Here is a 21,723-nt window from a genome sequence, read left to right on the forward strand (position 1 = left end):
CGTACAATGGCCAAGAGCACAATGCAATCAGGCCAGGTGGTGTCCCAGCACTGAAAACGCTGGGGCACCGGGGCCGTCACGACCGGAGGTTCTTGAATGACCGATTCCACTCGACTGTCTCCGGGAGACCCTGCCCCGGACTTCACCCTCGAGGACGCCCAGGGCAAGCAGGTCTCGCTCGCCGACTATGCCGGCTCGACAGTCATTGCCTACTTCTACCCGAAGGCGTCGACCCCCGGGTGCACCACCGAGGCCTGCGATTTCCGAGACAATCTCGACTCGTTGGAATCTCTGGGATATCGAGTTCTGGGAATCTCTCCTGACAAACCAGGGGCGTTGCAGAAATTCGTGGACAATCAGTCCCTGACTTTCCCCCTGCTCTCCGATCCCTCGCACGAGGTCGCCGAAGCGTACGGCGCCTGGGGCGAGAAGAAGAACTACGGGAAGGTCTCGGTCGGCCTGATTCGATCGACGTTCGTGATCGACGGCTCGGGAACGATTCAGATCGCCCAGTACAACGTCAGGGCCAAGGGGCATGTGGCCAAGTTGCGGCGGGATCTCGGTATCGACGCCTGACGGTCGACGTCGTTCCGCCTGCCCCGTGTCCGATGCCTCGCCGCGCCGAACCGATTCGCACCCTCATGTAGACTGTGGACTCGCCGAAGTGAGCGGCATGCGCGAGTGGTGGAATAGGCAGACACGCAGGATTTAGGTTCCTGTGCCGGTGAGGCGTGCGGGTTCAAGTCCCGCCTCGCGCACCGACAGCCGACCCCTTGGTGGGCGTCGGGCCTATGCGCCTGGCCTGGCCGGCCGCATGCCCCCGCATCTCGCGGGCGATTCCAAGATGGCACCCTTCATGAGGAGTGAGACGTGAGAACCACCCGGCGCGGATTCCTGACCGGTTCTCTGGGAGTCGCTGCCGTGGCCCTGGCCGGTTGCGGCAACTCGTCGCGGCCGTCCCCTTCGTCCAGCGGCTCAGCCAGTCCGGCCGGACCTTCATTCGTCTTCGGCAACGCGGCCGCCGCACCGACCTTGGATCCGTCGCTGACTTCAAACCTCGAGACCTCGCGCATCGCAGCCCAGATTCTCGAGCCTCTGGTCAAGGCCGACCAGGACACGGGCAAGCCGGTCCCGGGGCTGGCCACGGAATGGTCAGTCTCCGACGACGGCCTCACCTACACGTTCACGTTGCGGAAGAACGTCTCGTTCCATGACGGTACGGATCTCACTGCCGACGTCGTGTGCGAGAACTTCCGCCGTTGGTCCGAGAACACCCAGACCAAGCAGGTGAATCAGACCGCGTACCAAACCATCTTTCGTTCGACCAAGGCCGACGGCTCGTCAAGAGAATCGATCTATCGCTCGTGCACCGCCGTGGACGACCACACCGTCCGCCTCGCCATCTCCACGCCGTACCCGTCCGTGGTGAAGGCCTTGACGCAACCTGCCTTCGGTATTGGGTCTCCCCGGGCATTCAAGGACCACAGCGAATACGAATCCCACCCGGTCGGTACGGGCCCCTTCGAGCTGAAGGACTGGGACGGGCGGACCGCGACGCTGACCCGATTCCCCGATTACTGGGGCGAGGCCGCGCACCTCGGGAAGCTGACCTTCGTCACGGTGACCAGCACCCAGAAGCGGTACTACGAGATCCTGAAGGGCAGCGTTGACGCCTACGACCAGATCGGCATCGACGACTTCGTGAATCTTGCGCGCCGCGGATACCAGATCCAGCAGCGCGATCCGTACTCGGTGGCGTACGTGAGCATGAATCAGCAAGCGGGTCCCTTGTCGGACATCAAAGTCCGGCGTGCGGCGGCCCATGCCATCACGCGCTCCCCCATCGCGGACAAGTACTATCCCGATGGGACGAAGGTCGCCAACGACTTCGTCCCGGAACTGTTCAAGGTCAGCGCCTCGGACACGCAATCCGCGTATCGGCAGGACCAGACCCTCGCCAAGAAACTCCTGGAGGAGTCCGAGTACGACGGCAAGGAACTCCAGTTCTACTATCCGACCGACGTGTCGCTGGCATACGTGCAGAGCCCGGAGGCGGTATTCGCTCAAATCGCAGGAGATCTCACGTCGGTCGGTTTCAATATCAAACCCGTCCCGATTCGGTGGACGGACGATTATCTGACCAAAATCAATCAAGCCAATTCCGACCGGGCCTTCGCTCTCACGGGCTACATGGGCGCGTACAGGGATCCCGACGACTTCCTGTCGCCACTGTTCCGCCAGGAGAACCCCCAGTTCGGGTTCTCCGATTCGGACCTGTTCGACCAGGTTCAGAAGGCTTCCACCATGGCCGACGGCGGGGAACGGAACGAGCTGTACAAGAAGATCAACAAGTCCGTGGCAGAGGCGATGCCCGCGATCCCGTTGGCGTTCCCCATCTCCGCGGTGGCACTCAACTCGAGGGTCGTCTCTTATCCGCTGACCGCGACGGGCGTGGCCGATTTCTCCAAAATCGAAGTACACGAGGAGAAGTGATCCACCCCGGACCGCATCATTGAAGGATGCTACGCGCCCGTTCGACCGGCGCGATTCGGAAGGGCTAACCTGAGAAGTGAATGCGTCCCATGCACCGGTCAGGACGCGGCCCGCCCCGGCGTACCTCGGCGGGAACCCAACCGCGCACCGACGCGGAAACCAGCACAGGAGATATCCACAGTGACTCAGACTCACACGACCGACGTCGTCCTCGTGGGCGGCGGAATCATGAGCGCGACCCTTGGCGTTCTGCTCAAGGAGCTCGAACCGAATTGGGACATCACCCTGTTCGAGCGCCTGGATCGAGTCGGCGCTGAGAGTTCCAACGCGTGGAACAATGCCGGTACGGGCCACTCCGCGCTGTGTGAGCTCAATTACGCTCCGATGGGGTCGGACGGCAGCGTGAACCCGGCCAAGGCACTCAACATCAACGAACAGTTCCAGACCAGCCGTCAGTTCTGGTCCACCCTGGTCGAGGAGGGAAAAATTGCGAATCCTTCCTTCATCAATTCGGTACCGCACATGTCGTTGGTATTCGGAAAGGACCACAGCGAATACCTGAAAACCCGTTACCAGTCTCTGAGCGCCCAGAAGCTCTTCGAGAAGATGGAGTTCTCCCAGGATCCAGAGAAGATCGCGGAGTGGGCACCCTTGACCATGGAGGGGCGCGACCCGAAGGAGACGGTCGCTGCGAACTACTCGCGCGAAGGTACCGACGTCGATTTCGGCAACCTGGCTCTGCAGTTCACCCATCATCTCGAGGCACAGGGTGCCGACGTCCGGTTCGGCCACGAGGTCCAGGACCTCCGCCAGGAGTCCGATGGCTCATGGAGCCTTCGCGTGACGAACCGGCTCAACTCCGAGGATGATCTCCTGGTCCGCGCGAAGTTCGTCTTCCTCGGCGCCGGCGGCGGGGCGTTGCCCCTGGTGCAGAAGTCCGGCATACCGGAGGGCAAGGGATTCGGCGGATTCCCCGTCTCGGGTCTGTTCCTGCGTAACTCCCACGAAAAGACGGCCTCCCGACACAATGCCAAGGTCTACGGCCAGGCTTCCGTGGGTGCGCCGCCCATGTCCGTGCCTCATCTCGATACCCGGTGGGTTGACGGCAAGCGCTCCTTGTTGTTCGGCCCCTACGCGGGTTTCAAGACGAATTTCCTGAAGCAGGGATCCTTGCTGGACCTGTTCAAGTCCGTCAAGCCCGACAACATCTATCCGATGGCACGCGCCGGTTTGGACAACCTCGGCCTGGTCAAGTACCTGCTGACCGAGCTCACCAAGACCCGCCAGGCGAAAATCGATGCCTTGCGGGAGTACTACCCCGAGGCTGCCGGAGGCGAATGGGACCTCATCGAGGCCGGACAGCGCGTCCAGGTCATGCGCAAGGACGCCAAGAAGGGCGGCGTCCTGCAGTTCGGCACGGAACTCATCACCAAGGGCGACGGCTCGATCGCCGCCTTGCTGGGGGCGTCTCCCGGCGCGTCGACGGCGGTGCCGATCATGCTGAATCTCGTGAAAAAGTGCTTCCCTGATCGGTTCGACGCGTGGTCGCCCCGCATCAAGGAGCTCGTCCCGGCGTACGGTCACAGGCTCAATGACGAACCCGATCTCGCGGACGAAATCATGGGCCACACGGCGAAGGTTCTGGGAATCCAGAACTGACGGACCTGTCCGCCAGCAACACGTCTCGTGCCCGCCGTCCACGTTGACGGCGGGCACGATGCGTTCTCGGCCCGACTACTGGCCGCCCAGGTCGCCCCCCCCCAAGAATTGGGCGACATTCTCCCCAACCAGCCGGGCTTCGGCAGGTTTTCGGGTACGTTGTAGAAAGGCAATACCCTTGCCTGCACACTGCACCGCGCGATGAGGTCGTGCCCCTAGAAACCACAGGATCGTTATTCATGGATCTTTCGGAACAGACAATTCACAAATCGGAACACGCCCCGAAAGCGGCTCATCGGGACAAAGCGAAGAATTTGTCCCAGATCAGCAAACCCGGGTGGGGATACGTGTTCAAAAGGTCAGTGAATTCGTTCACCGCCGACGGCGGGACCGATCTCGCCGCCTCGCTGACGTATTTCGCGGTACTGTCCCTGTTCCCTGGACTGCTGGCCGTCGTCTCACTGCTCGGCGTGTTCGGCGAGGGAGACACCACCACGACGGCGATTCTCGACTTCATCCGGCCTTACGCGCCGGAAGAACTGATGGAGCTCATCAAGGAACCCATCACGCAACTGACCAGCTCCACGGGAGCCGGCGTGATCGCCCTGATCACCGGTGTTGTCGGCGCCCTCTGGACCGCATCCGGTTACGTCGGTGGATTCGGCCGTGCCCTGAACAGGATCTACGGCGTCGTCGAGGGACGCCCGATCTGGAAATTGCGGCCGATCAATCTGGTGGTCACCTTTTTCATGGTCGTGATCGTGGTGATCATGATGCTGGTTCTCCTCCTGTCCGGGAGCGTTCTCCACGCCGCTGGCGACTGGATCGGCCTCGGCGACACGGCTGTGGCGGTCTGGAGCTGGGCCAGGTGGATTGTCATGCTGATCCTCGCCGTCGCGTTCATTGCCCTGCTCTACTACGCGACCCCGAACGTCAAGCAGCCGAAGCTCCAGTGGTTGAGCCCGGGTGCCGCGTTCTCGCTCGTCGCTATGGGCATCGCGGGCGCAGCCTTCGGCTTCTACGTGTCCAATTTCGGCAGCTACAACGCAACCTACGGAACCATCGGCGGCGTGATCGTGATGCTGCTGTTCATCTGGATCATGAACAACGTCCTCCTCTTCGGCGCCGTGCTGGACTCCGAATTGGAGCGAGCCCGTGAGCTCGAGGCCGGGATCCGCGCCGAAGACCACCTTCAGCTGCCTCCCCGCGATACGCGGCAGGCGCACAAGCTCGTGGAATCCCGTCAGAAGTTCGTGGACGAAGGGCGCAGATTGCGGCTCCAGAACGATCGCCTGGACTACTCCGACCAGGGCTGATTCCGTGCCCGATCTTCGATGGACCCGCGTCGCCGGCGAACACTTCGACGACGCGGGTTCCGTGCCTCTGGTCCTGGTCCACGGTTTCGCAACCACGGTCACGCAGTGTTGGTTGGCAACCGGCTGGCTTCGGCGTCTCGGATCCCAGAGAACCCTCGTATTTCTCCACCTTCCGTGGCACGACGATGCCTCGGTCGCATCCCGCATTCGCGCCCAGTGCGGGCAGAGACGGGTCACCGAAGGCGTCCTCGCCCTCGAAGACTCCTTGGACCACTCCCTGACCGCCCTCGACGTCCTCGATTCGATGTCGGAGGCCATTCGCCGGTCGCTTGACGACGAGGCGAATGGTTCCCGGGGCCCTGACCGCGGCGTCGTCGACCTGTTCGGTTATTCTCTGGGGGCACGGCTCTCCTGGGATCTCGCCTGCGAAGAGGAGCGGTTGGTTCGGCGACTGGTTCTCGGAGGCCTGCCGGCCCACGACGAATTGTCCGGATTCGCCCACGGTGTACGCACAGGTTCGCTTCGGGACGATCCCAGCGTGTCACCCGCCGCGCGAGAGGTCCTCGAGTTCGTCGAGGCCTCGGACCTCGATGAACGCGGCCTACTGACGTGCGCCGACCGACTTTCCGTACCCGAATTCAGACCGTCCACGGGACACGCTCCGACTCAACCCACGCTGGTCGTCGCCGGCAGCAAGGACAACGTGGCCCAGGACTCCCCCGACCTGGTCGAATATCTCGGCCCGCAGGCCGTCTACCGTGAGCTTCCCGGGCGTACACACGTCAACGCTCTCACCTCCGGCGCATTCGCACGTGCGGTCACCGCCCACCTTGACGCGAATTAAGCCGAGAAACGCTCGACGCGGCATGTCCCCGATCCGTTGTGGTTGACTGATGTCAAAGCGGTTCCGAAGGACACCCTTCGACGCCGCTCAGACCATACATTGATCTCCAAGGAGGCTCTCATGCAGAAGGTCAAGGCCGTCATCTCGAGGGAAAAGGACGCGCCGGTCGAAGTCACGACCATCAACGTTCCCGATCCCGGTCCCGGTGAAGCTCTCGTCAAGATTCTGACGTCCGGCGTCTGCCAAACCGACCTCCATTACAAGCGTGGCGGTGTCGGAGACAACTTTCCGTACCTGCTGGGCCACGAGGCCTCCGGCGTGGTCGAGGCGGTGGGCGACGGTGTGTCCGATGTCGAGCCCGGTGACCACGTGATCCTGAATTGGCGCGCCGTCTGCGGCGAGTGCCGGGCATGCAAGAAGGGCCAACCGCAATACTGCTTCGACACGCACAACGCCGAGCAGAAGATGACCCTCGAGGACGGCACCGAGCTCGAGCCTGCCCTCGGTATCGGTGCATTTGCGGAAAAGACCTTGGTGGCCGCCGGTCAGTGCACCAAGATCGAGGGAAATCTGGACACCGACCAGTATGCCGCCGTGGGGCTCCTCGGATGTGGCGTCACCGCCGGAATCGGCGCCGCCATCAACACGGGCCAAGTCGCTCGCGGGGAGTCCGTTGCGGTCATCGGTTGTGGAGGCGTCGGAACCGCTGCCGTCGCGGGCGCTGCCCTGGCGGGGGCCACCACGATCATCGCCGTCGACATCGACGACGACAAGCTCGCCACCGCCAAGTCGCTGGGAGCCACGCACACGGTCAATTCCTCGTCGAAGGATGCGGTCGAGGCTATTCGGGAGCTGACCGGGGGCTATGGAGCCGACCTGGTCATCGATGCGGTCGGAATCGCGAAGACCTTCGAACAGGCCTTCCAGGCCCGCGATTTGGCCGGTCGTGTGGTTCTCGTCGGTGTTCCTGACCCGGGTACTACCCTTCAGATGCCGCTGGACGAGGTGTTCTCACGGGGAGGCTCGATCAAATCCGCGTGGTACGGGGACACTCTTCCCTCCCGCGATTTCCCCATGCTCGTTGACCAGTACCTCCTCGGACGGTTGGATCTTGATGCGTTCGTGTCCGAGAAGATCGGGCTCGGGGACATCGAACCGGCCTTCGAGAAGATGACGCAGGGCAAGGTCCTGCGTTCAGTCGTTGAAGTGGCGGAGGCGTAACCATGGCACAAAGCACCATCGAACATCGCGAGACGAGCGGGACATTCAGTCTCGACGGCGGTACGTGGGATGTGGACAACAACGTCTGGGTCGTCGGGGACGACCAGGGATGTGTCGTCATCGATCCGGCACACGATCTCGACGTGGTCGCCGACGCCGTCGGTTCGCGAACCGTGGAGAAGATTCTCCTGACTCACGCGCACGACGACCACGCGGGTCTTGCGGTGGAGGCCGCAGGCCGCTTCGGCGCCCCGATTTTTCTGCACCCCGACGAACAACCACTGTGGAAGCTGACCCATAGCGAACCTGCTCCGTCATTCCACCGGCTGACCGATGGGCTCGACATCCCCGTGGGGGATGCCACGCTCAGCGTCATTCATACTCCGGGGCATTCACCGGGGTCGGTGTGCTTCTATTCGCAAGACCTCGATTGGAACGGGGCGTCTCCCGTGGTGTTCTCGGGTGACACCCTTTTCCAGGGTGGCCCAGGGGCCACCGGTCGGTCATACAGCGATTTCCCGACCATCATCGCGTCGATCACTGATCGGTTGCTCGTGTTGCCGAAGGACACCGTGGTGCTGACGGGTCACGGCGATTCGACCACGATCGGGGCCGAGGCACCGCATCGCCAGGAGTGGATCGACCGCGGAGAGTGATCACCCGGCCGGCATCTCGGCGGCGGCGTCAGGACTGGGCACTGTGCTTGCCGCCGAGAATGCTGGACTCGAAGTATCGGCGCCAGAGGTAGCCATACGTATGACCCAGGATGAGGTATGCCGTCGCACTCAGCACGGGCAACAGCAGCGCGGTGTTGTACCCCAAGGAATCCCCCAGGACGGCTCCCCAGACCAGCCCGAGCGCGGTCCCGCTGAGGAGCGCGGCAAATGTCGAAGCCATGACGACGTCGAGGGTGCCGTTGGGCGTGACAGCGGTAGCGACGGAGTCGGTCACGATGAGGGCAATACCCACCACGAATCCCAAAAAGACAAGGGCCAATGCCATGGTCGGGATGGATCCTGGCATCGAGGCGGGCAGGGACACCAGCGTCAGGGCGCAGGCCCAGAACAGCCAAGCGCCCCACGTGGATGTCCGGACCTGAAGAAGATTCGCCGTGATCGCGGCGACCAGGGAACTGAGACCGAGCACCGCGTAGAGCAACCCCACACCTTCGACCGAATCAAAATTCTGGCTCAGGCTGACGAGGGACGATTGCATCGACCCCAGGAGCAGGCCCAGCGTTCCCATTCCGACCACGGGGAACCACATCAATTTGCGCCGCGTCGCGTTGTCCCGCTGTTTTTCCGGGCTCGGTGGTCCGGGCTTGGGCAACGGTGCCGCACTGTGCCGCAGCCGGGTCAGGGCGAAGGCCGACACCGAAACGAGGTTGATGGCGCCGACCAGCAACAGGGTCGAGTGCGCGTGCCAGAGCAGGGACGCCACGCCGGTCACCGCGGCTCCTAGCGCGATGGCGACGACGTCGGCCACCGACTCGAACGCCAGGGAGGAACTCAGGAGCGATCGGTCGGCGAGGCGATGTGATTCGTCCGCCCAACGAATCCGTGCCAAGGCCGCCACGGGAGCAGAGGTCGCTCCCGTCACGATGCAGGCAGACAGCAGACCGGTCACGCTTCCGCCCGACGGCTTCTGCAGTTCCACGGATTCGCTAATGAGCCACAGTATGGCCGCGATGTTCGAGAGAACGCAGAACATCAGGACGAGCCGCTGACCGATCTTCTCGGCTATGGCACCGTAGATGGGCACGATGACCGCCATGCTCAGCGCCATGGCACCCGCCGCGAATCCCCCGAGCAGGATCTCGTCCGTCCACGAAACGATCATGATGAGGGTTCCGAGCGGAAGCATGGCTACCGGCAACCGTGCAATGACCGAAATGGCCAAGTACCCGAGGCCCGCCAGCCCGGTGAGGATCCGCAACCGGTCCATGGTGCTCTCGGTGGGCCGTTTGGAGCCGCCCTGCTGGCCGTCGTCGCCGAATCGATCGTTCGCCGACCGGCGCTCGTCACGCTCGGGAAGCTGGGGCTGCGGCCCGGTCACTGGCGGCATACTCATGATGACTTCGACTCCAATGAGGACCCGCTCGGGGACCTGGTGATTCTCACGTGCTCGGGGATTCTGGTTTTCATGTCGGCGACGTGGCTGACGAGACCAATGACCCGGCCATTCTCGCGCAAGCCGTCGATGGCGTCCATGACGTCCTCGAGAGTGTCCTCGTCGAGGGATCCAAAACCTTCGTCGACAAAGAGTGTATCGACTTCAATGCCTCCGGCACGGGCTTGGACCACATCCGCCAGACCCAGGGCCAGGCACAATGACGCCATGAACGTCTCTCCCCCGGACAAGGACGACGTCGAACGGGTTTCGGAGGTCCAGGAGTCGAAAATCTCCAACCCGAGGCCCGACTTCTTGTTCCTTCCGGCCGTGGCGTCGGAATGTCTCAGACTGTACCGACCATTGGTCATGTTCTTGAGTCTGACGGTCGCGGCCTCGGCGATTTCTTCGAGCTGCGCGGCGAGCACAAAAGTGGTCAAGGACATCCTCTGCAGATTCTCCCCACCGAGGCCTGAGGCCACATCCGCCAGGTCCTTGAGCATCCGCGCGGTATCCGAGGCCTGCTGGACCTGGACTTGCAGATTCTGGTCACCGGAACGGATCCGCTCGACCGTGGACAGGCCCTCACGGAACGTGGTTTCCCTGGCCAGCTCCTCCTCATAGCTCTTTCTGGCTTCCTCTGCGGCCCTCCGGGTCCGTTCCGCGTCCTCGGGGTCGGGCCGGGATTCTCCCGCGTCGATACGTTCCAGCATGGCCTCGTGCCACGCGGCGTTCCAGGCTTCGTCGATGCGGGCGCGTTCCTCATCGAAAGCCCGTAGTCTCTCGCGCAATGCAGCGAGTTCCTTCGGGGGAAGCCAGTGCCGTTCTGCCTCGTCGGCATCGTCGAAGATGCTCTCGGTCACCTCTCGGGAGAGGTCGGCCACCGCGGCTTGCTCGTTTTCTCTCAGACCCTGTACGTGTCCTCGCAAGCGGTCGGTCGCGGACCGATGCTCACGAAGTTTCTCAATTCGTGCCTTGATCCTGCCCAGCCCGTCTCGGCCCGGCACCCCGGCGAGGGCGGACGAGGCGGTGGCCCGTCGGTCCTGAAGCTCCTGGATCGTGGAATCGAGCGCACTGATCTCCACTCTGAGTTCTTGGGACCGTGATTCGGCGTCGCGAATTTCCTGCCACAAGCTGTCCAGACGGCCTTCGATGTCCGTGCACCGTTGTTTCTGATCGTGGACCTTTCGGTGCCGTTCTTTTGCCTCGCGCGCGGCGTCCTCGGCCTCAGAGAGACGAGCGCGTGCACCTTGGGACTCCAGCTCCTCGAGCGCGCTTTTGAGCTCGGCACACCGAGCGAATGTTTCCTTCGCGAGCGCGTCGCTTCTGTCCCTCTCTCGGGCGGACCGTTCGAGGTCCTCCTCCGAGACCATGAGTTCACGACCCGATGTTTCGGCGTGGGCGGGGTCAGGATGCTCGGTGGACCCGCACACCGGGCACGGTTGCTCGGCCTCGAGATCGTCGGCAAGAACCATGACGGCCTGCCGGAAACGCCTGCTCATCAGGTCGTCGTACTGGCGAGAAGCTTCCTTGCGGCGTGATTCCGCCTGCTCGGCGTCCTGCGTTGCCTTCCCCAAGTCATCTCGGGTTCCCTGGGCACGACGAGTCAGCTCGAGCACACGAGAGGTTTCCGACTCGGCCGCGGCAGCTTCGGGCAGGAGAGAGATCGCTTCGGAGAGTTCATCGTGCTCGTGAGCCAGTCTCTCGCGGGTCCGCCCGAGCTCATTCTCTCGTTCGACCGCACGAAGAAGCTGTGCTTCCGATTCGGTTTTCCTCCGGACCGGTTCAAGCAATGCCGTCTCAAGTTCCTCGGCGTCCCGGATTCTGCGCAGCAATTCCCCCACGGTTTCACGACGACGCTCGAGCAGGCCATCGTATTCTTCGCCATCGACCTGATCGGGTGAGGTCCAGTAGGAACGCTCCAGCTCGCGCTCTGATTCCGATTCCGCCACGGCCGCAACCGGCTCCTCGGTCAGGGTGCGAGCACGAGTCAGAAGGTCTGCGAGTTGGTTCTCCTTGTCGGCCACTTGCTGCCGGGTCTGTCGAAGCCGCTCCCGTGCTTCATGGACCGGAATCGATGCGGCGGCGCGTTCCTCCGTCTGCCTGTCCGTGGCAATCCGTTGTTCGGCCTCCTGCACGGAGGTTCTGCGCGCCACGAGCCGATCGTGTTCCCGCCATTCCCCGATTCCCCTTTCCACAGCATCAGCGTTTCGACCGGCTTTGCTGGCTTGCTCGCCCGCGTCGTCACGAGCCGTCGCGGCCTGTGACCGGGCGCGCTCCAGACGGTCCATCGCTGATTGCATGTTGACGAACACCATGCCATCCGCCTGGTCGGGTTCGACTTCTTCGGCCAGCGAGAGACGTTCGAGCAGCGCCTTGACCTCCTCGTGGCCCCGCCGGACCTCGGCCGACAAGTCTCGGAATCGCTGGGCTGCGGCGTCGGACCGTTGCTTCACCACGTCCCGGACGTCGGAATACAGGTCCACGGGGAACAGGCGTCTGAGGAGTTTTTCGCGATCGTCCGATGATGCCGAGAGGAAGCGGGCGAATTGCCCCTGTGGAAGCATGACGACCTGCGCAAACTGCTCCCTCGTCAGGCCGAATGCTTCGGAGACGATCCTGCCGGCCTCGTCGTTCCGTACGGACAGGACTTCCCAGTCCGCGTCGGAGGCTGCGGCGTCGTCCTCCGCGAGGCAACGGTAGAGAGCCACCTGGGGATGTTCCGTAACCCAGCCGCTCTTGGCCCTGGTGGAGGGTCGAGCCCATTCGGGGGTTCGATGGATCCGGTAACGGTGGCCCCCCACGGTCAGCTCGAGGTCCACGTACGGTTCGGTACCGGGCTTCGCGAAATCGGAGTAGAGGCTCTTCGTGTTCTCCGGGCGAGTGGTCGAGCCGTAGAGGGCAAAGCATATGGCGTCGAAGACGGTCGACTTGCCGGCCCCGGTCGGGCCGCTGAGTAGGAAGAGCCCGGCCTCGTTCAAGGTGTCGAAATCAACGCGTTCCTTGGACGGAAACGGTCCGAACGCGCACAGTTCCAAGTGATGCAGCCTCATGCTTGTCCCTCCTCCCCGCTCGGTGAGTCCATGTCACCCGCAGCCCGAAGCCTTTCCGCTTCGGCAACCGCCGAGATGATTTCCTCGCGTTCCCTCGTATCGAGTTCCCGGCCCCTGACCTGTTCGTAGAAGGCCGCACACGCTTCCGCCGGAGACTGGGCTTTGGCCATTCGTGAGGCGTACGTGTCCTGCTCGGCCGCTTCGAGGCCTGAAAACTTGAGCTCAAGGGTTTCGGGGAATCGGGCGCGCAACCGCTCCATCGGGTGAGCCGGCCGGCGTCGGTCGGTCAGGGTGACCTGGCACAGGCAGTTTTCGGCCCAGGCGACATCTTCCGAGGACAAGAGGTCCTCGAGTTCCCCGGAGATGCACGCCAAGTCAACCGCCTTGGTCCATTCTCCCGCCTCGACGTGCAATGATTCCGCCGAGGTGTCCAGCAACCAATACCCCTTCCGGTGGTTGGCCTCCGAGAAGGAGAACGGCAAGGGCGAACCGCTGTACCTGACCGTATCCCGTATCGCCTGTCTCCCATGCAGATGGCCCAGCGCCGCGTAGTCGAACCCATCGAAGATATCCGCGGAGACGACGCCGAGGTTGCCGGTATCGATGATCCTTTCGGAATCCGTTCCCTCGGCTCCGCTCGCGAAGCAGTGGGCCACGATCACGGCCATTTGGTGTGGGTGACGCAGCCTGTGGTCGCGTGCCCGCTCGACGGCGGCCGACAGGACCTCGTGATGCGTGGGGCGGGTTCCCAGTACGGCCGCGGACGAGCGCGGATCCAGATAGGGGATCCCGTACACGAGCGTGCCGTCGGCCAGGCGCACAGGGCGATCGATGTCCTCAATACGCGTCCGAAAGTGCACTCCGGCGCTCTCGAGAAGGCTCGACGCGAAACCCAACCGAGCCGCGGAATCATGGTTCCCGCTGGTCAGCACGACCTCGACGTCGAGATCCCGGAGGCGGGTGAGAAGCCGGGAGAACTGTTCGATGACATCGGTCCTGGGTGAGGCCTGGTCGTAGATGTCCCCCGCCATGATGACGGCGCCGACCTCCTGCGCCTCGCACATAGCGATCAGCTCGCGTGCCCACGCCTCTTGTTCCCGGAACAGAGAGCGACCGTGGAAGGACCTGCCGAGGTGAAGGTCCGAGGTATGAAGGATTCTCATACGCTCAACCTATCCCGCCCGACTGACAAGTTAAGGCAGCCCGAGGGGCGGTCCGGGGACGCCGACTAGAATACTTCGCATGCCCGATTCAACCTGCCTTCCGGCCGCGCCGTCGCCCGCCCGCCCCGAGTACCGAGACATGGTTCACCGTGTACTGGGAGCCGCAACCGATGCCGACCCCGCCCTGGCGGTGGGTACGGTCGCGACGCTGGAGGGTATGAGCGACATTGTCGAGTGGGCGTGCAGGGGCCAGTCCGCCGACGAAACGGCGTCGATCTGGTTGCAGAACTTTCGCTGGGCCCGTGTCATCGGGCTCTCGGTGGACCCGTCGGCTCCGCTGCCGCCCCGGGCCGGTTGGGAATCAACGGCCGGCCAGGACCTCTCGGAGAGAGACCTGGAGTTGGCCTCTCTCGACGCGACGACGGCACAGGCCCTGGGGCGGCCGGACATGCAGTATCCCGCACGACACGATTTTCCGGATGCCGTCTCGGCTGCTTTTCTCCCCCGGCTCGCTCCATTGGCACTGTACCCACAGGATTCAGCTCCGCACCTCGGACAGTTGGTCGCCAATGTCACGGGCCTGACACACGGGTCGCCAGAGGCCCTTGCCTGTGGGGTTGCCTGGGTCTTTCTCCTGAGAACCTGTCTCGCCTCGTCCGCCACGGATACGTCCGAGTCCGCCACGTCGGCCTCGAGAATCGAGAAGGCCCTGGACGATGTTGCCGCGGTCCTGCCCGACGGCGATGCCGGCCGGACCGCAGCTCCTCGCGGGCTCCGGCAGCAGTACGCGGCGATGGGGAGCTCCGACCGAGGCCTCAGCGCCCTGTTCGCCGAGGCTCCCGGGACCACGGCCGCCGTGAAGAGTCTGGCTCGACACCCTACGGCAGCAGAAGACCCGGTCGAGGTCGAATGCGTTTCGGTCCTGGTCCACGCCGTCCGCTCCGCGATGGAGGGCGAGGCAACCGACGATTCAGGGACCGTCGCGGGATGCCTCGCGCAGGTGCTCAGGGAGGCCGCTCGTCCGGGGGACCAAGAGCACGCCGTGCATACACGGGACCAGCCAGGCTTCCCCGGTGACGGCCCGGCGGTGCCGTGCACCGTGGATGCCGCCGTCGGGCGGTGGACATCCGCCGTGCGCGCCTGGGAGGGCTTCCTGCCGCAGTCCTGAGTTCGTCGGGGGCCGGGCCGATGGCGACGGGTCACGCGGGGAGCTCGCCCCGGTGCTCCTCGAACCAAGCGTCGGCTCTCTCCAGGGACTGACGCGTGATGGCTCCCCCGCCCCCATTCACGATGGCATAGCCGACAGATTGGAGGGGCATGAGGTGATAGACGATTTTTGCCCGTTCCGCCCACTCCTTGCCGACGCATTTCGTCAGCACGTCCCAGCCGTACCAGTTCGCCGCGGCGGCGATGTCCCAGGAGGGGTCCCCGAGCGCCGCGTGGTCCCAGTCGATGACGCCGGTCAATTTGTCCTTGTTCCAGAGGATGTTGTGCCCGGAGAAGTCCGAGTGAATGATGCGCGGGTCCACGGGCTCCATCTCCAGGACTTCCTCGATAAGACGCTCCGCGACGTGCCGATTGCCGGGGAGCAACCGGGGCACGACCTGTTCTCTCAGCGTCTTCTCCCAGTCGTCCCCACCCCAGTGGTGGTGAACCGGCTCCAAATAGGGTTCGAGGGGCACCGGGTCCATGCCTCCGATGGCCCTCAAGGCTCGTCCGAGTTGACGGGCCGGCGCCGGCCCGATGTCCCTGGCTTCCCCGGGAATCCAGCTGAGGCCCACGGCCGTATACCCCGCGCGTGAGATCACCCGGGTCAGCGGCCGAGGAACGGCGAATGGAAGGTCGTCGGGAAGTGCCCGCAACAACCTGGTCCTGGTCTCCATGGCCTCGCCGGCCGTCAGATTCTTGGCCACTCTCACGCTGAGCCGATGGCCGGCGTTGACCACGATGTGCGCGGACCCGTTCGAGTGCACGTCCCACTCATCGGGCCCGACGGGAGCACCTGCCTGGTCCAATACGGCCTTGATGAGGGGGAAGTATCGCATCTGGGCGAATCTGGACATACGGGACACGAATGACTACCTCTGGGCGAGATCCGATGAGAGCGCAGCGTCGATATGCGGAACGAGCGCCGCGAAGGCCCTCGCCCGATGACTGATCGCATTCTTCAGTTCGGCGGAGATCTGAGCCGCCGACAGCCCGGCGTCCCCACCCGTCAGTTCGTCGGGTGCAAAAATCGGGTCGTAGCCGAAACCGTTCGTTCCGGTGACGCTCCTCAGAAGACGACCGGGCATGCGCCCGTATTCGACGACCTCGACGCCTCCGGGACCGGCAAGTCCCGCCGCACACTCGAAGTGGGCCGTTCTGTGTTCCTCGGGAATGTCACCCAACTGGGCAAGGAGCAGGTCGATGTTGGCGGCGTCGTCCCCGTGGCGTCCCGACCAGCGCGCCGAGAAGATCCCGGGTGCACCATTCATGACGTCGACGCACAGACCGGAGTCATCGGCGACGGCCACGAGCCCCGTGGCCGCCGCCACCGCCCGCGCCTTGAGGAGAGAATTCTCCGCGAACGTCACGCCCGTTTCGACGACGTCGGGCGCACCGACCGCACCGGCGTCCACCACCTGAGTGTCAACGTCCAGGCCACGGACACGACCCCGGAGTATTTCTCGCAGTTCGACCAGTTTCCCGGCATTGTGGCTCGCCAGGACGAGTACCGGCTCTGGCTGTCCCTCGGAGCTCATGCCGACTCCTCGAGCGTCTGCTGCTGGATCGTTGCCAGTTCCGAGGTGCCCGCCAACGCGAGGTCCAGCAGGAGATTGAGCTCGTCACGGTCGAAGGGGGTTCCTTCGGCCGTTCCCTGGACCTCGACGAAGGACCCCGAACCGGTGACCACCACGTTCATGTCCGTCTCGGCCCGGACGTCCTCGACGTAAGGAAGATCCAGCATCGGGGTCCCGTCGATGATCCCGACCGAGACGGCCGAAACGGAATCGGTCAACGGGGTCTTCTTCCGATCCACGATCCCCTCGCGCTGTGCCCACGCGACGGCCTCTGCGAGCGCAACATAGGCCCCGGTGATGGCGGCCGTGCGCGTTCCGCCGTCGGCTTGGAGCACGTCGCAGTCGAGAACCACCGTGTTCTCCCCCAGGGCCTCGGTATCGATCACGGCCCGCAGGGAACGTCCGATCAGGCGTGAGATCTCATGGGTGCGTCCGCCGATCTTTCCCTTGACCGATTCGCGGGCGGAGCGCGTGTTGGTCGCCCGGGGAAGCATCGCGTATTCGGCGGTGACCCACCCCTTGCCCTCGCCCTTGAGCCAGCGGGGCACCCCCTCGGTCAGCGAAGCGGTGCACAGGACTCGCGTATTGCCGAACTCGATGAGCGCGGAGCCTTCCGCGTTGCGGGACCAGCCACGGGTAATGGAAATGGGCCGGAGTTCGTCGACGGCTCGCCCGTCGGCTCTCGTCGTGGCACTGTTCGGGGAGGTCTGAGAAGTCATGTCTTCACCATACCGCCGCCCGGCGTGAATGGCCCACGGTGACAGGCCCGCTGAGTCGGTCCGTCGGTCAGGCGCGACCGAGCGTGTATTCCGCCAGAGGAGCGACCACCTCGGCCGGCCCGTCGAAGTGATCACGGGCCTCAGCGAGCACCGTGGTCTTGTCGTTCCAGATGGGCAAGTGGGTCAGCAGGAGTCGGCGGGTTCCGGCCTCCTGGGCGGTCTGCCCGGCTCTTGCCCCCGTGAGGTGGATGCCCCGCAGGCCGTCGTCGCGTCCTTCCATGTAGGCGGCTTCGCAGAGAAAGAGATCGGAGCCTTCCGCGGCTCGGGTCAGTCCCTCGCAGGCATCCGAATCTCCCGAATACGTCAGGACAACGTCGCCACCCTCACCGTGTTCGGTCACGCGCAGGGCGAAGGGATCCTCGATGGGGTGCACGACCCGGAAGGGCTGGACGGACAGCGGGCCGACCTCGACGATTTCCTCGTCCGCCCATTCGTGGAAGTTGAATTGGTCGCCGAGGGTCGCTTCAGGGGGCATGCTGTGCGTCCGGGCCAGGTAGGAGTCCGTTCCCTTGGGGCACCAGACGTCGATGGGGCCGGTGGACCATCCGCGCGGGTCCCAGCGAGCCGCAATATACAGTCCGGCAAGGTCGACACAGTGATCGGGGTGCAGATGACTCACGAACACGGCGTCGATCGAGGTGAGCTCGATGTGCTTCTGGATCTCTCCCAGCGAGCCGCTTCCCATGTCCAGAAGGACCCGCCAGATTCGTCCCGCGGAATCAGTGGATGAGACCAGGTAGCAGGACGCCGGGGACTGCGGCCCGGCGAACGAGCCGGTGCAACCGATGACTTTCAGCTCCATGATGTTCCTCTCGGCGGTTCGGGGTCTCCGTGCGGACCGGGGGCACTCCGTGACGGACTCGGATCATCAGCCGAGTGGACGTTGGGGTCGGCGGGCAGGGTCACGCTGGCCGACACCTGCTGCTCAGGGGTCACGACGGCGAGGGACGCCGTCGGAAAGGACTCCGCGATGCTGCGCGTATGCCGGACTCCCGTCACCGCGGGGCCCAGGAATCGCTGGGCGATCTGTTGGAATGCCTCGGGGTCTCCCGTGGCCACGAACTCGTGCTCCGGCGCTGCGCCTTCGGTTCGGAGCAGTCCCTCGTTGGTCAGGGCTCGGAACAGGTCCTTGGCCGTCTCCTCTGAGGACGTCACCAGGGTCACCCCGTGTCCCAGGACGTAGGAGATCACGCCGGTCAGCAGGGGGTAATGGGTACATCCGAGGATCACGGTGTCCGCACCGGCGTCCTGAATGGGCACGAGGTGTCTTTCCACGGTCTCAAGGAGCTCTGGTCCCGTGGTGACCCCGCGTTCCACGAAATCGACGAATTCCGGGCAGGCCTCCGACCGCACCGTCAGATGTGGGGCCGCCGCGAAAGAGTCCTCGTAGGCTCTGGAAGAAATGGTGGCCGCGGTCCCCAGGACCCCGATCTTGCCATTGCGGGTCGCGGCGACCGCACGACGAACTGCGGGCTGGATCACTTCGACGACAGGGATGCCGTACTTCCTCGTGTATCTTTCCCTCGCGTCGCGCAGCACCGCCGCGGAGGCGGTATTGCACGCGATGACCAAGGCTTTGACGCCCGAATCCACCAGATCGTCCATGATTCTGAGGGCATTGGCGCGAACCTGGGCGATCGGCAGGGGTCCGTAAGGACCGTTCGCGGTGTCACCGACGTACATGACCTTCTCGTGCGGCAACTGATCCATGATCGCCCTGGCCACCGTGAGCCCACCGACTCCGGAATCGAAGACGCCGATCGGCGCGCCCGGCGTGGGTGCCGAAGGGGCTGCACTGCCCCACGCGGTGAGCTTCTGCGAATCGTCGGCAGTCAAGTGGCTGTTCATGGTGCTTTCGAGGGTAGCGGCTAATGGTCTCGACCGGGGCCCGACGGGGTCATCGGATCGGCAATGCGGGAAAACTCACTCCGGTCCGACCACAGCATATCCGCTGATCGGACGGCTGGTTGAAGCGTCGTCCCCGATCAGTCGAGGTCGGAAAGCATGGCTTCGACGAGTGAGTCCTGCAACCAGGAGACGAATTGGTAGACCAGGGACATGTAGGATTCGACGTCCTGCGCCTGGGACCAATCGGTGTAGGAGGCAACGCGTTGTGCGTCCTCCTCGGATTCGATGCCCAGCCGGGTGGCCAGAACCAACCGGACGTCGTTGAGCGCGGAGGCGAAAGCCATGGAGTGCTCGTGATCAAGCAGAAGTTTGGGCGACTCGCAGTCCATGGCGGCCATCTTCAGATGACCGATCTTTGCTTCCCTGACGGATCGCTCGGTGAGCCGCCGAAATTCGGCGGCTTCCTCGTCGTCGTCGCTGGCTTGCGGAAGCAACCGGGCCAGGGCGGGGTCCTCCGGAATCGAAGAATCCTCGGAGATACCCACCAAGGTGGCCAGCGGATCCTCGTCCTCCGGGGTATCGGGTTCGAGGGTTGTGATGACGTCCTGGAACAGTTTGATGAGCAGCTCGCGTTCGGCCCCTTCGAGGCCGCCGGTGATGCCCTTGCGCCCGCTCCTGAATTCCTTGGCCATGTTCAGCCTCCGTCCCGTTCGAATGTCGCCCACAGACCGTACCCGTGCATCGCACTCGTGTGCCTTTCCGCGTCTTCCCGGCCGCCGGTGAACACCGTGGCTCGGCCCTCCTGGTGGACGGCCATCATGAGGGTTCTCGCCTTGTCCTGAGAGTAATGAAAATGCGCTCGAAAGACATAGGTAACGTAACTCATGAGGTTGACGGGATCGTTCCACACGATCACGCGCCAGGGGTTGTCTTCGGCGGGCCGGTCCAAGAGGCCGACGTCGGCAGATGGCGTGGTCCCCGGGGAGGTTTCCGGGGCGGACTCACTGGCCACGGGCAGATTCTGTGCAGACTGACTGACCATAATTCTCAATCCTAGACGTTTCGCCCGGGTCACGCCTTCCTCGTTGGTTCCGCGGGGAGCCCTGGGTAGGCTTGGGGGGTGACATCAGACTCCCCCGCGCTCCTGACGGACCACTACGAACTCACGATGCTGCAGGCCGCGATTCGCGCCGGCGTGCACGAACGACGGTGCGTCTTCGAGACGTTCACCCGTCGCCTGCCCGCCGGCCGACGGTACGGCGTGCTCGCAGGCACCGGACGTTTCCTCGAGGCACTGGAAAATTTCGTCTTCGACGACGCCCAGCTGAGCTTCCTCCAGGAGCAACGGGTGGTGGACGGTCCGACCCTCGAGTACCTGGCCGACTTCCGTTTCTCCGGTTCGATCCGCGGTTACGCGGAGGGCGAGGCCTTCTTCCCCCATTCCCCGGTTCTCCAGGTCGAGGCTCCGTTCGCGGAGGCCTGCGTTCTGGAGACCTTGTTGCTGTCCATCCTGAACTACGACTCCGCCGTCGCCTCGGCTGCATCGCGCATGACCGGAGCCGCCGACGGCAGGCCATGCCTGGAAATGGGGTCACGACGGGCACACGAACGGGCCGCGGTCGCTGCTGCGCGAGCTGCCGTGGTCGCAGGATTCTTGGGAACCTCCAATCTGGAAGCGGGCCGTCGCTACGCCATCGACACGATCGGCACGTCGGCACACGCGTTCACGCTCCTCTTCGACGACGAGGAGTCCGCGTTCCGCGCGCAGCTGGATTCCCTGGGCCGGGGCACGACCCTGCTGGTCGACACGTACGACGTCGAGCAGGCCGTCCGTCGCGCCGTCGATCTCGCCGGTCCCGAGCTGGGCGCCGTTCGCCTCGATTCGGGAGACCTGGCCGCCCAGGCCGTCGCCGTGCGGCAGCTCCTCGACGACCTCGGCAACCGGGACACGAAGATCACCGTGACATCCGATCTGGACGAGTACGCGATCGCCGGACTGGCCGCGGCGCCGGTGGACTCCTATGGAGTGGGCACCCGCCTCGTGACCGGCTCGGGAGCCCCCACATCGTCTATGGTGTACAAGATGGTTGCTCGCGAGGACTCAGACGGCAGTCTGGTTTCCGTGGCCAAGCGGTCCCTGGGCAAGGGCTCGATGGGCGGCCGCAAACACGCTGGTCGACGACTAGACCGCGACGGCACCGCCATCGCGGAATCGGTCGCTCTGTCACCGGACCTGGTGAGCGGCCCCGACTTCCGGCAGCTGATGCATCCGCTCGTGACCGACGGCGACATTCTCCCGGGGTCCACAGGACCCGAAGGATTGCGTTCGGCGGTTGCACGGCACCACGAGTCGACTCGGGAACTCCCGCGGGCGATCCGGCGGCTTTCCGAAGGGGAACCCGCGGTTCCGACCGAATTCCTCGACCACTGAATCAATTCTTCTGACCGACCACTG

19 protein-coding genes and 1 tRNA gene are annotated in these 21,723 nt (G+C 64.2%); 10 read left to right on the forward strand and 10 right to left on the reverse strand.

Going from position 1 to position 21,723, the window contains the following annotated elements; translation table 11 throughout:
• Nucleotides 1–96: 96 nt before the first annotated feature.
• The 8 genes from bcp (at nt 97) to AB0Y14_RS02970 (ending at nt 8,189) form a co-directional block, all read left to right on the forward strand.
• Entirely contained in the window at nt 97–576 is a 480-nt protein-coding gene (bcp, locus tag AB0Y14_RS02935; protein WP_436587762.1) for a thioredoxin-dependent thiol peroxidase, read from the forward strand.
• Between the two features lie 99 nt (nt 577–675).
• A tRNA-Leu gene (locus AB0Y14_RS02940) sits at nt 676–758 on the forward strand.
• Nucleotides 759–870: 112 nt separating this feature from the next.
• Entirely contained in the window at nt 871–2,493 is a 1,623-nt protein-coding gene (locus AB0Y14_RS02945) for an ABC transporter substrate-binding protein (protein WP_436587763.1), read from the forward strand.
• A 171-nt stretch (nt 2,494–2,664) separates the two neighbouring features.
• Complete coding sequence (locus tag AB0Y14_RS02950) at nt 2,665–4,152, forward strand: malate:quinone oxidoreductase (protein ID WP_436588807.1); 1,488 nt, start codon at nt 2,665–2,667, stop codon at nt 4,150–4,152.
• Nucleotides 4,153–4,514: 362 nt separating this feature from the next.
• A complete protein-coding gene (locus tag AB0Y14_RS02955; protein WP_436587764.1) occupies nt 4,515–5,468 on the forward strand; it encodes a YihY/virulence factor BrkB family protein in 954 nt (317 codons plus the stop codon).
• A 4-nt stretch (nt 5,469–5,472) separates the two neighbouring features.
• Entirely contained in the window at nt 5,473–6,312 is an 840-nt protein-coding gene (locus tag AB0Y14_RS02960) for an alpha/beta fold hydrolase (protein ID WP_436587765.1), read from the forward strand.
• Between the two features lie 120 nt (nt 6,313–6,432).
• Nucleotides 6,433–7,533: an S-(hydroxymethyl)mycothiol dehydrogenase gene (locus tag AB0Y14_RS02965; RefSeq protein ID WP_436587766.1), complete on the forward strand. Its 1,101-nt coding sequence runs from the start codon at nt 6,433–6,435 to the stop codon at nt 7,531–7,533.
• Between the two features lie 2 nt (nt 7,534–7,535).
• Nucleotides 7,536–8,189 carry an MBL fold metallo-hydrolase gene (locus AB0Y14_RS02970; RefSeq protein ID WP_436587767.1) on the forward strand — a complete coding sequence of 218 codons (654 nt, stop codon included), beginning with the start codon at nt 7,536–7,538 and terminating at the stop codon, nt 8,187–8,189.
• Between the two features lie 28 nt (nt 8,190–8,217).
• Here the strand turns inward: AB0Y14_RS02970 and AB0Y14_RS02975 are convergent, their stop codons facing one another.
• From AB0Y14_RS02975 to AB0Y14_RS02985, 3 genes are read right to left on the reverse strand one after another with little or no spacing between them, the layout of a single operon-like run.
• On the reverse strand, nt 8,218–9,603 hold the full coding sequence (locus AB0Y14_RS02975; RefSeq protein WP_436587768.1) for a hypothetical protein: 1,386 nt from the start codon (nt 9,601–9,603) through the stop codon (nt 8,218–8,220).
• Nucleotides 9,600–12,695: an AAA family ATPase gene (locus tag AB0Y14_RS02980; RefSeq protein WP_436587769.1), complete on the reverse strand. Its 3,096-nt coding sequence runs from the start codon at nt 12,693–12,695 to the stop codon at nt 9,600–9,602. Before AB0Y14_RS02980 ends, AB0Y14_RS02975 begins: the two co-directional genes overlap by 4 nt.
• Nucleotides 12,692–13,858: an exonuclease SbcCD subunit D gene (locus AB0Y14_RS02985; RefSeq protein WP_436587770.1), complete on the reverse strand. Its 1,167-nt coding sequence runs from the start codon at nt 13,856–13,858 to the stop codon at nt 12,692–12,694. Before AB0Y14_RS02985 ends, AB0Y14_RS02980 begins: the two co-directional genes overlap by 4 nt.
• Nucleotides 13,859–13,937: 79 nt before the next feature.
• Between AB0Y14_RS02985 and AB0Y14_RS02990 the strand changes: the two genes are divergently transcribed.
• Complete coding sequence (locus tag AB0Y14_RS02990; RefSeq protein WP_436587771.1) at nt 13,938–15,026, forward strand: ADP-ribosylglycohydrolase family protein; 1,089 nt, start codon at nt 13,938–13,940, stop codon at nt 15,024–15,026.
• Between the two features lie 31 nt (nt 15,027–15,057).
• Here AB0Y14_RS02990 and AB0Y14_RS02995 read toward each other — a convergent pair whose 3' ends face one another.
• From AB0Y14_RS02995 to clpS, 7 genes are all read right to left on the reverse strand, one after another.
• Nucleotides 15,058–15,921 carry a phosphotransferase family protein gene (locus AB0Y14_RS02995; protein WP_436588808.1) on the reverse strand — a complete coding sequence of 288 codons (864 nt, stop codon included), beginning with the start codon at nt 15,919–15,921 and terminating at the stop codon, nt 15,058–15,060.
• 15 nt (nt 15,922–15,936) lie between these two features.
• Nucleotides 15,937–16,602, reverse strand: a complete 666-nt coding sequence (locus AB0Y14_RS03000; RefSeq protein ID WP_436587772.1) for a non-canonical purine NTP pyrophosphatase — start codon at nt 16,600–16,602, stop codon at nt 15,937–15,939.
• Nucleotides 16,599–17,360 (reverse strand): ribonuclease PH, encoded by a 762-nt coding sequence (gene rph, locus AB0Y14_RS03005; protein ID WP_436587773.1) that lies wholly within the window; start codon nt 17,358–17,360, stop codon nt 16,599–16,601. Before rph ends, AB0Y14_RS03000 begins: the two co-directional genes overlap by 4 nt.
• Before the next feature lie 67 nt (nt 17,361–17,427).
• Nucleotides 17,428–18,222 carry an MBL fold metallo-hydrolase gene (locus AB0Y14_RS03010; protein WP_436587774.1) on the reverse strand — a complete coding sequence of 265 codons (795 nt, stop codon included), beginning with the start codon at nt 18,220–18,222 and terminating at the stop codon, nt 17,428–17,430.
• Nucleotides 18,213–19,268: a glutamate racemase gene (gene murI, locus AB0Y14_RS03015; RefSeq protein ID WP_436587775.1), complete on the reverse strand. Its 1,056-nt coding sequence runs from the start codon at nt 19,266–19,268 to the stop codon at nt 18,213–18,215. The genes AB0Y14_RS03010 and murI overlap by 10 nt, the downstream gene beginning before the upstream one ends.
• A gap of 137 nt (nt 19,269–19,405) precedes the next feature.
• The gene (locus tag AB0Y14_RS03020) at nt 19,406–19,960 is read right to left on the reverse strand and encodes a DUF2017 domain-containing protein (protein ID WP_436587776.1); all 555 of its coding nucleotides are present in this window, start codon (nt 19,958–19,960) and stop codon (nt 19,406–19,408) included.
• A gap of 2 nt (nt 19,961–19,962) precedes the next feature.
• On the reverse strand, nt 19,963–20,310 hold the full coding sequence (clpS, locus tag AB0Y14_RS03025) for an ATP-dependent Clp protease adapter ClpS (protein WP_436587777.1): 348 nt from the start codon (nt 20,308–20,310) through the stop codon (nt 19,963–19,965).
• Between the two features lie 126 nt (nt 20,311–20,436).
• On the opposite strand from clpS, the gene AB0Y14_RS03030 reads away from it, so the two are divergent.
• Nucleotides 20,437–21,699, forward strand: coding sequence for a nicotinate phosphoribosyltransferase (locus tag AB0Y14_RS03030; protein ID WP_436588809.1), 1,263 nt, complete (start codon nt 20,437–20,439; stop codon nt 21,697–21,699).
• Nucleotides 21,700–21,723 lie beyond the last annotated feature (24 nt).

It is taken from the genome of Rothia sp. HC945 (assembly GCF_051370785.1).
Taxonomy (GTDB): Bacteria; Actinomycetota; Actinomycetes; order Actinomycetales; family Micrococcaceae; genus Rothia.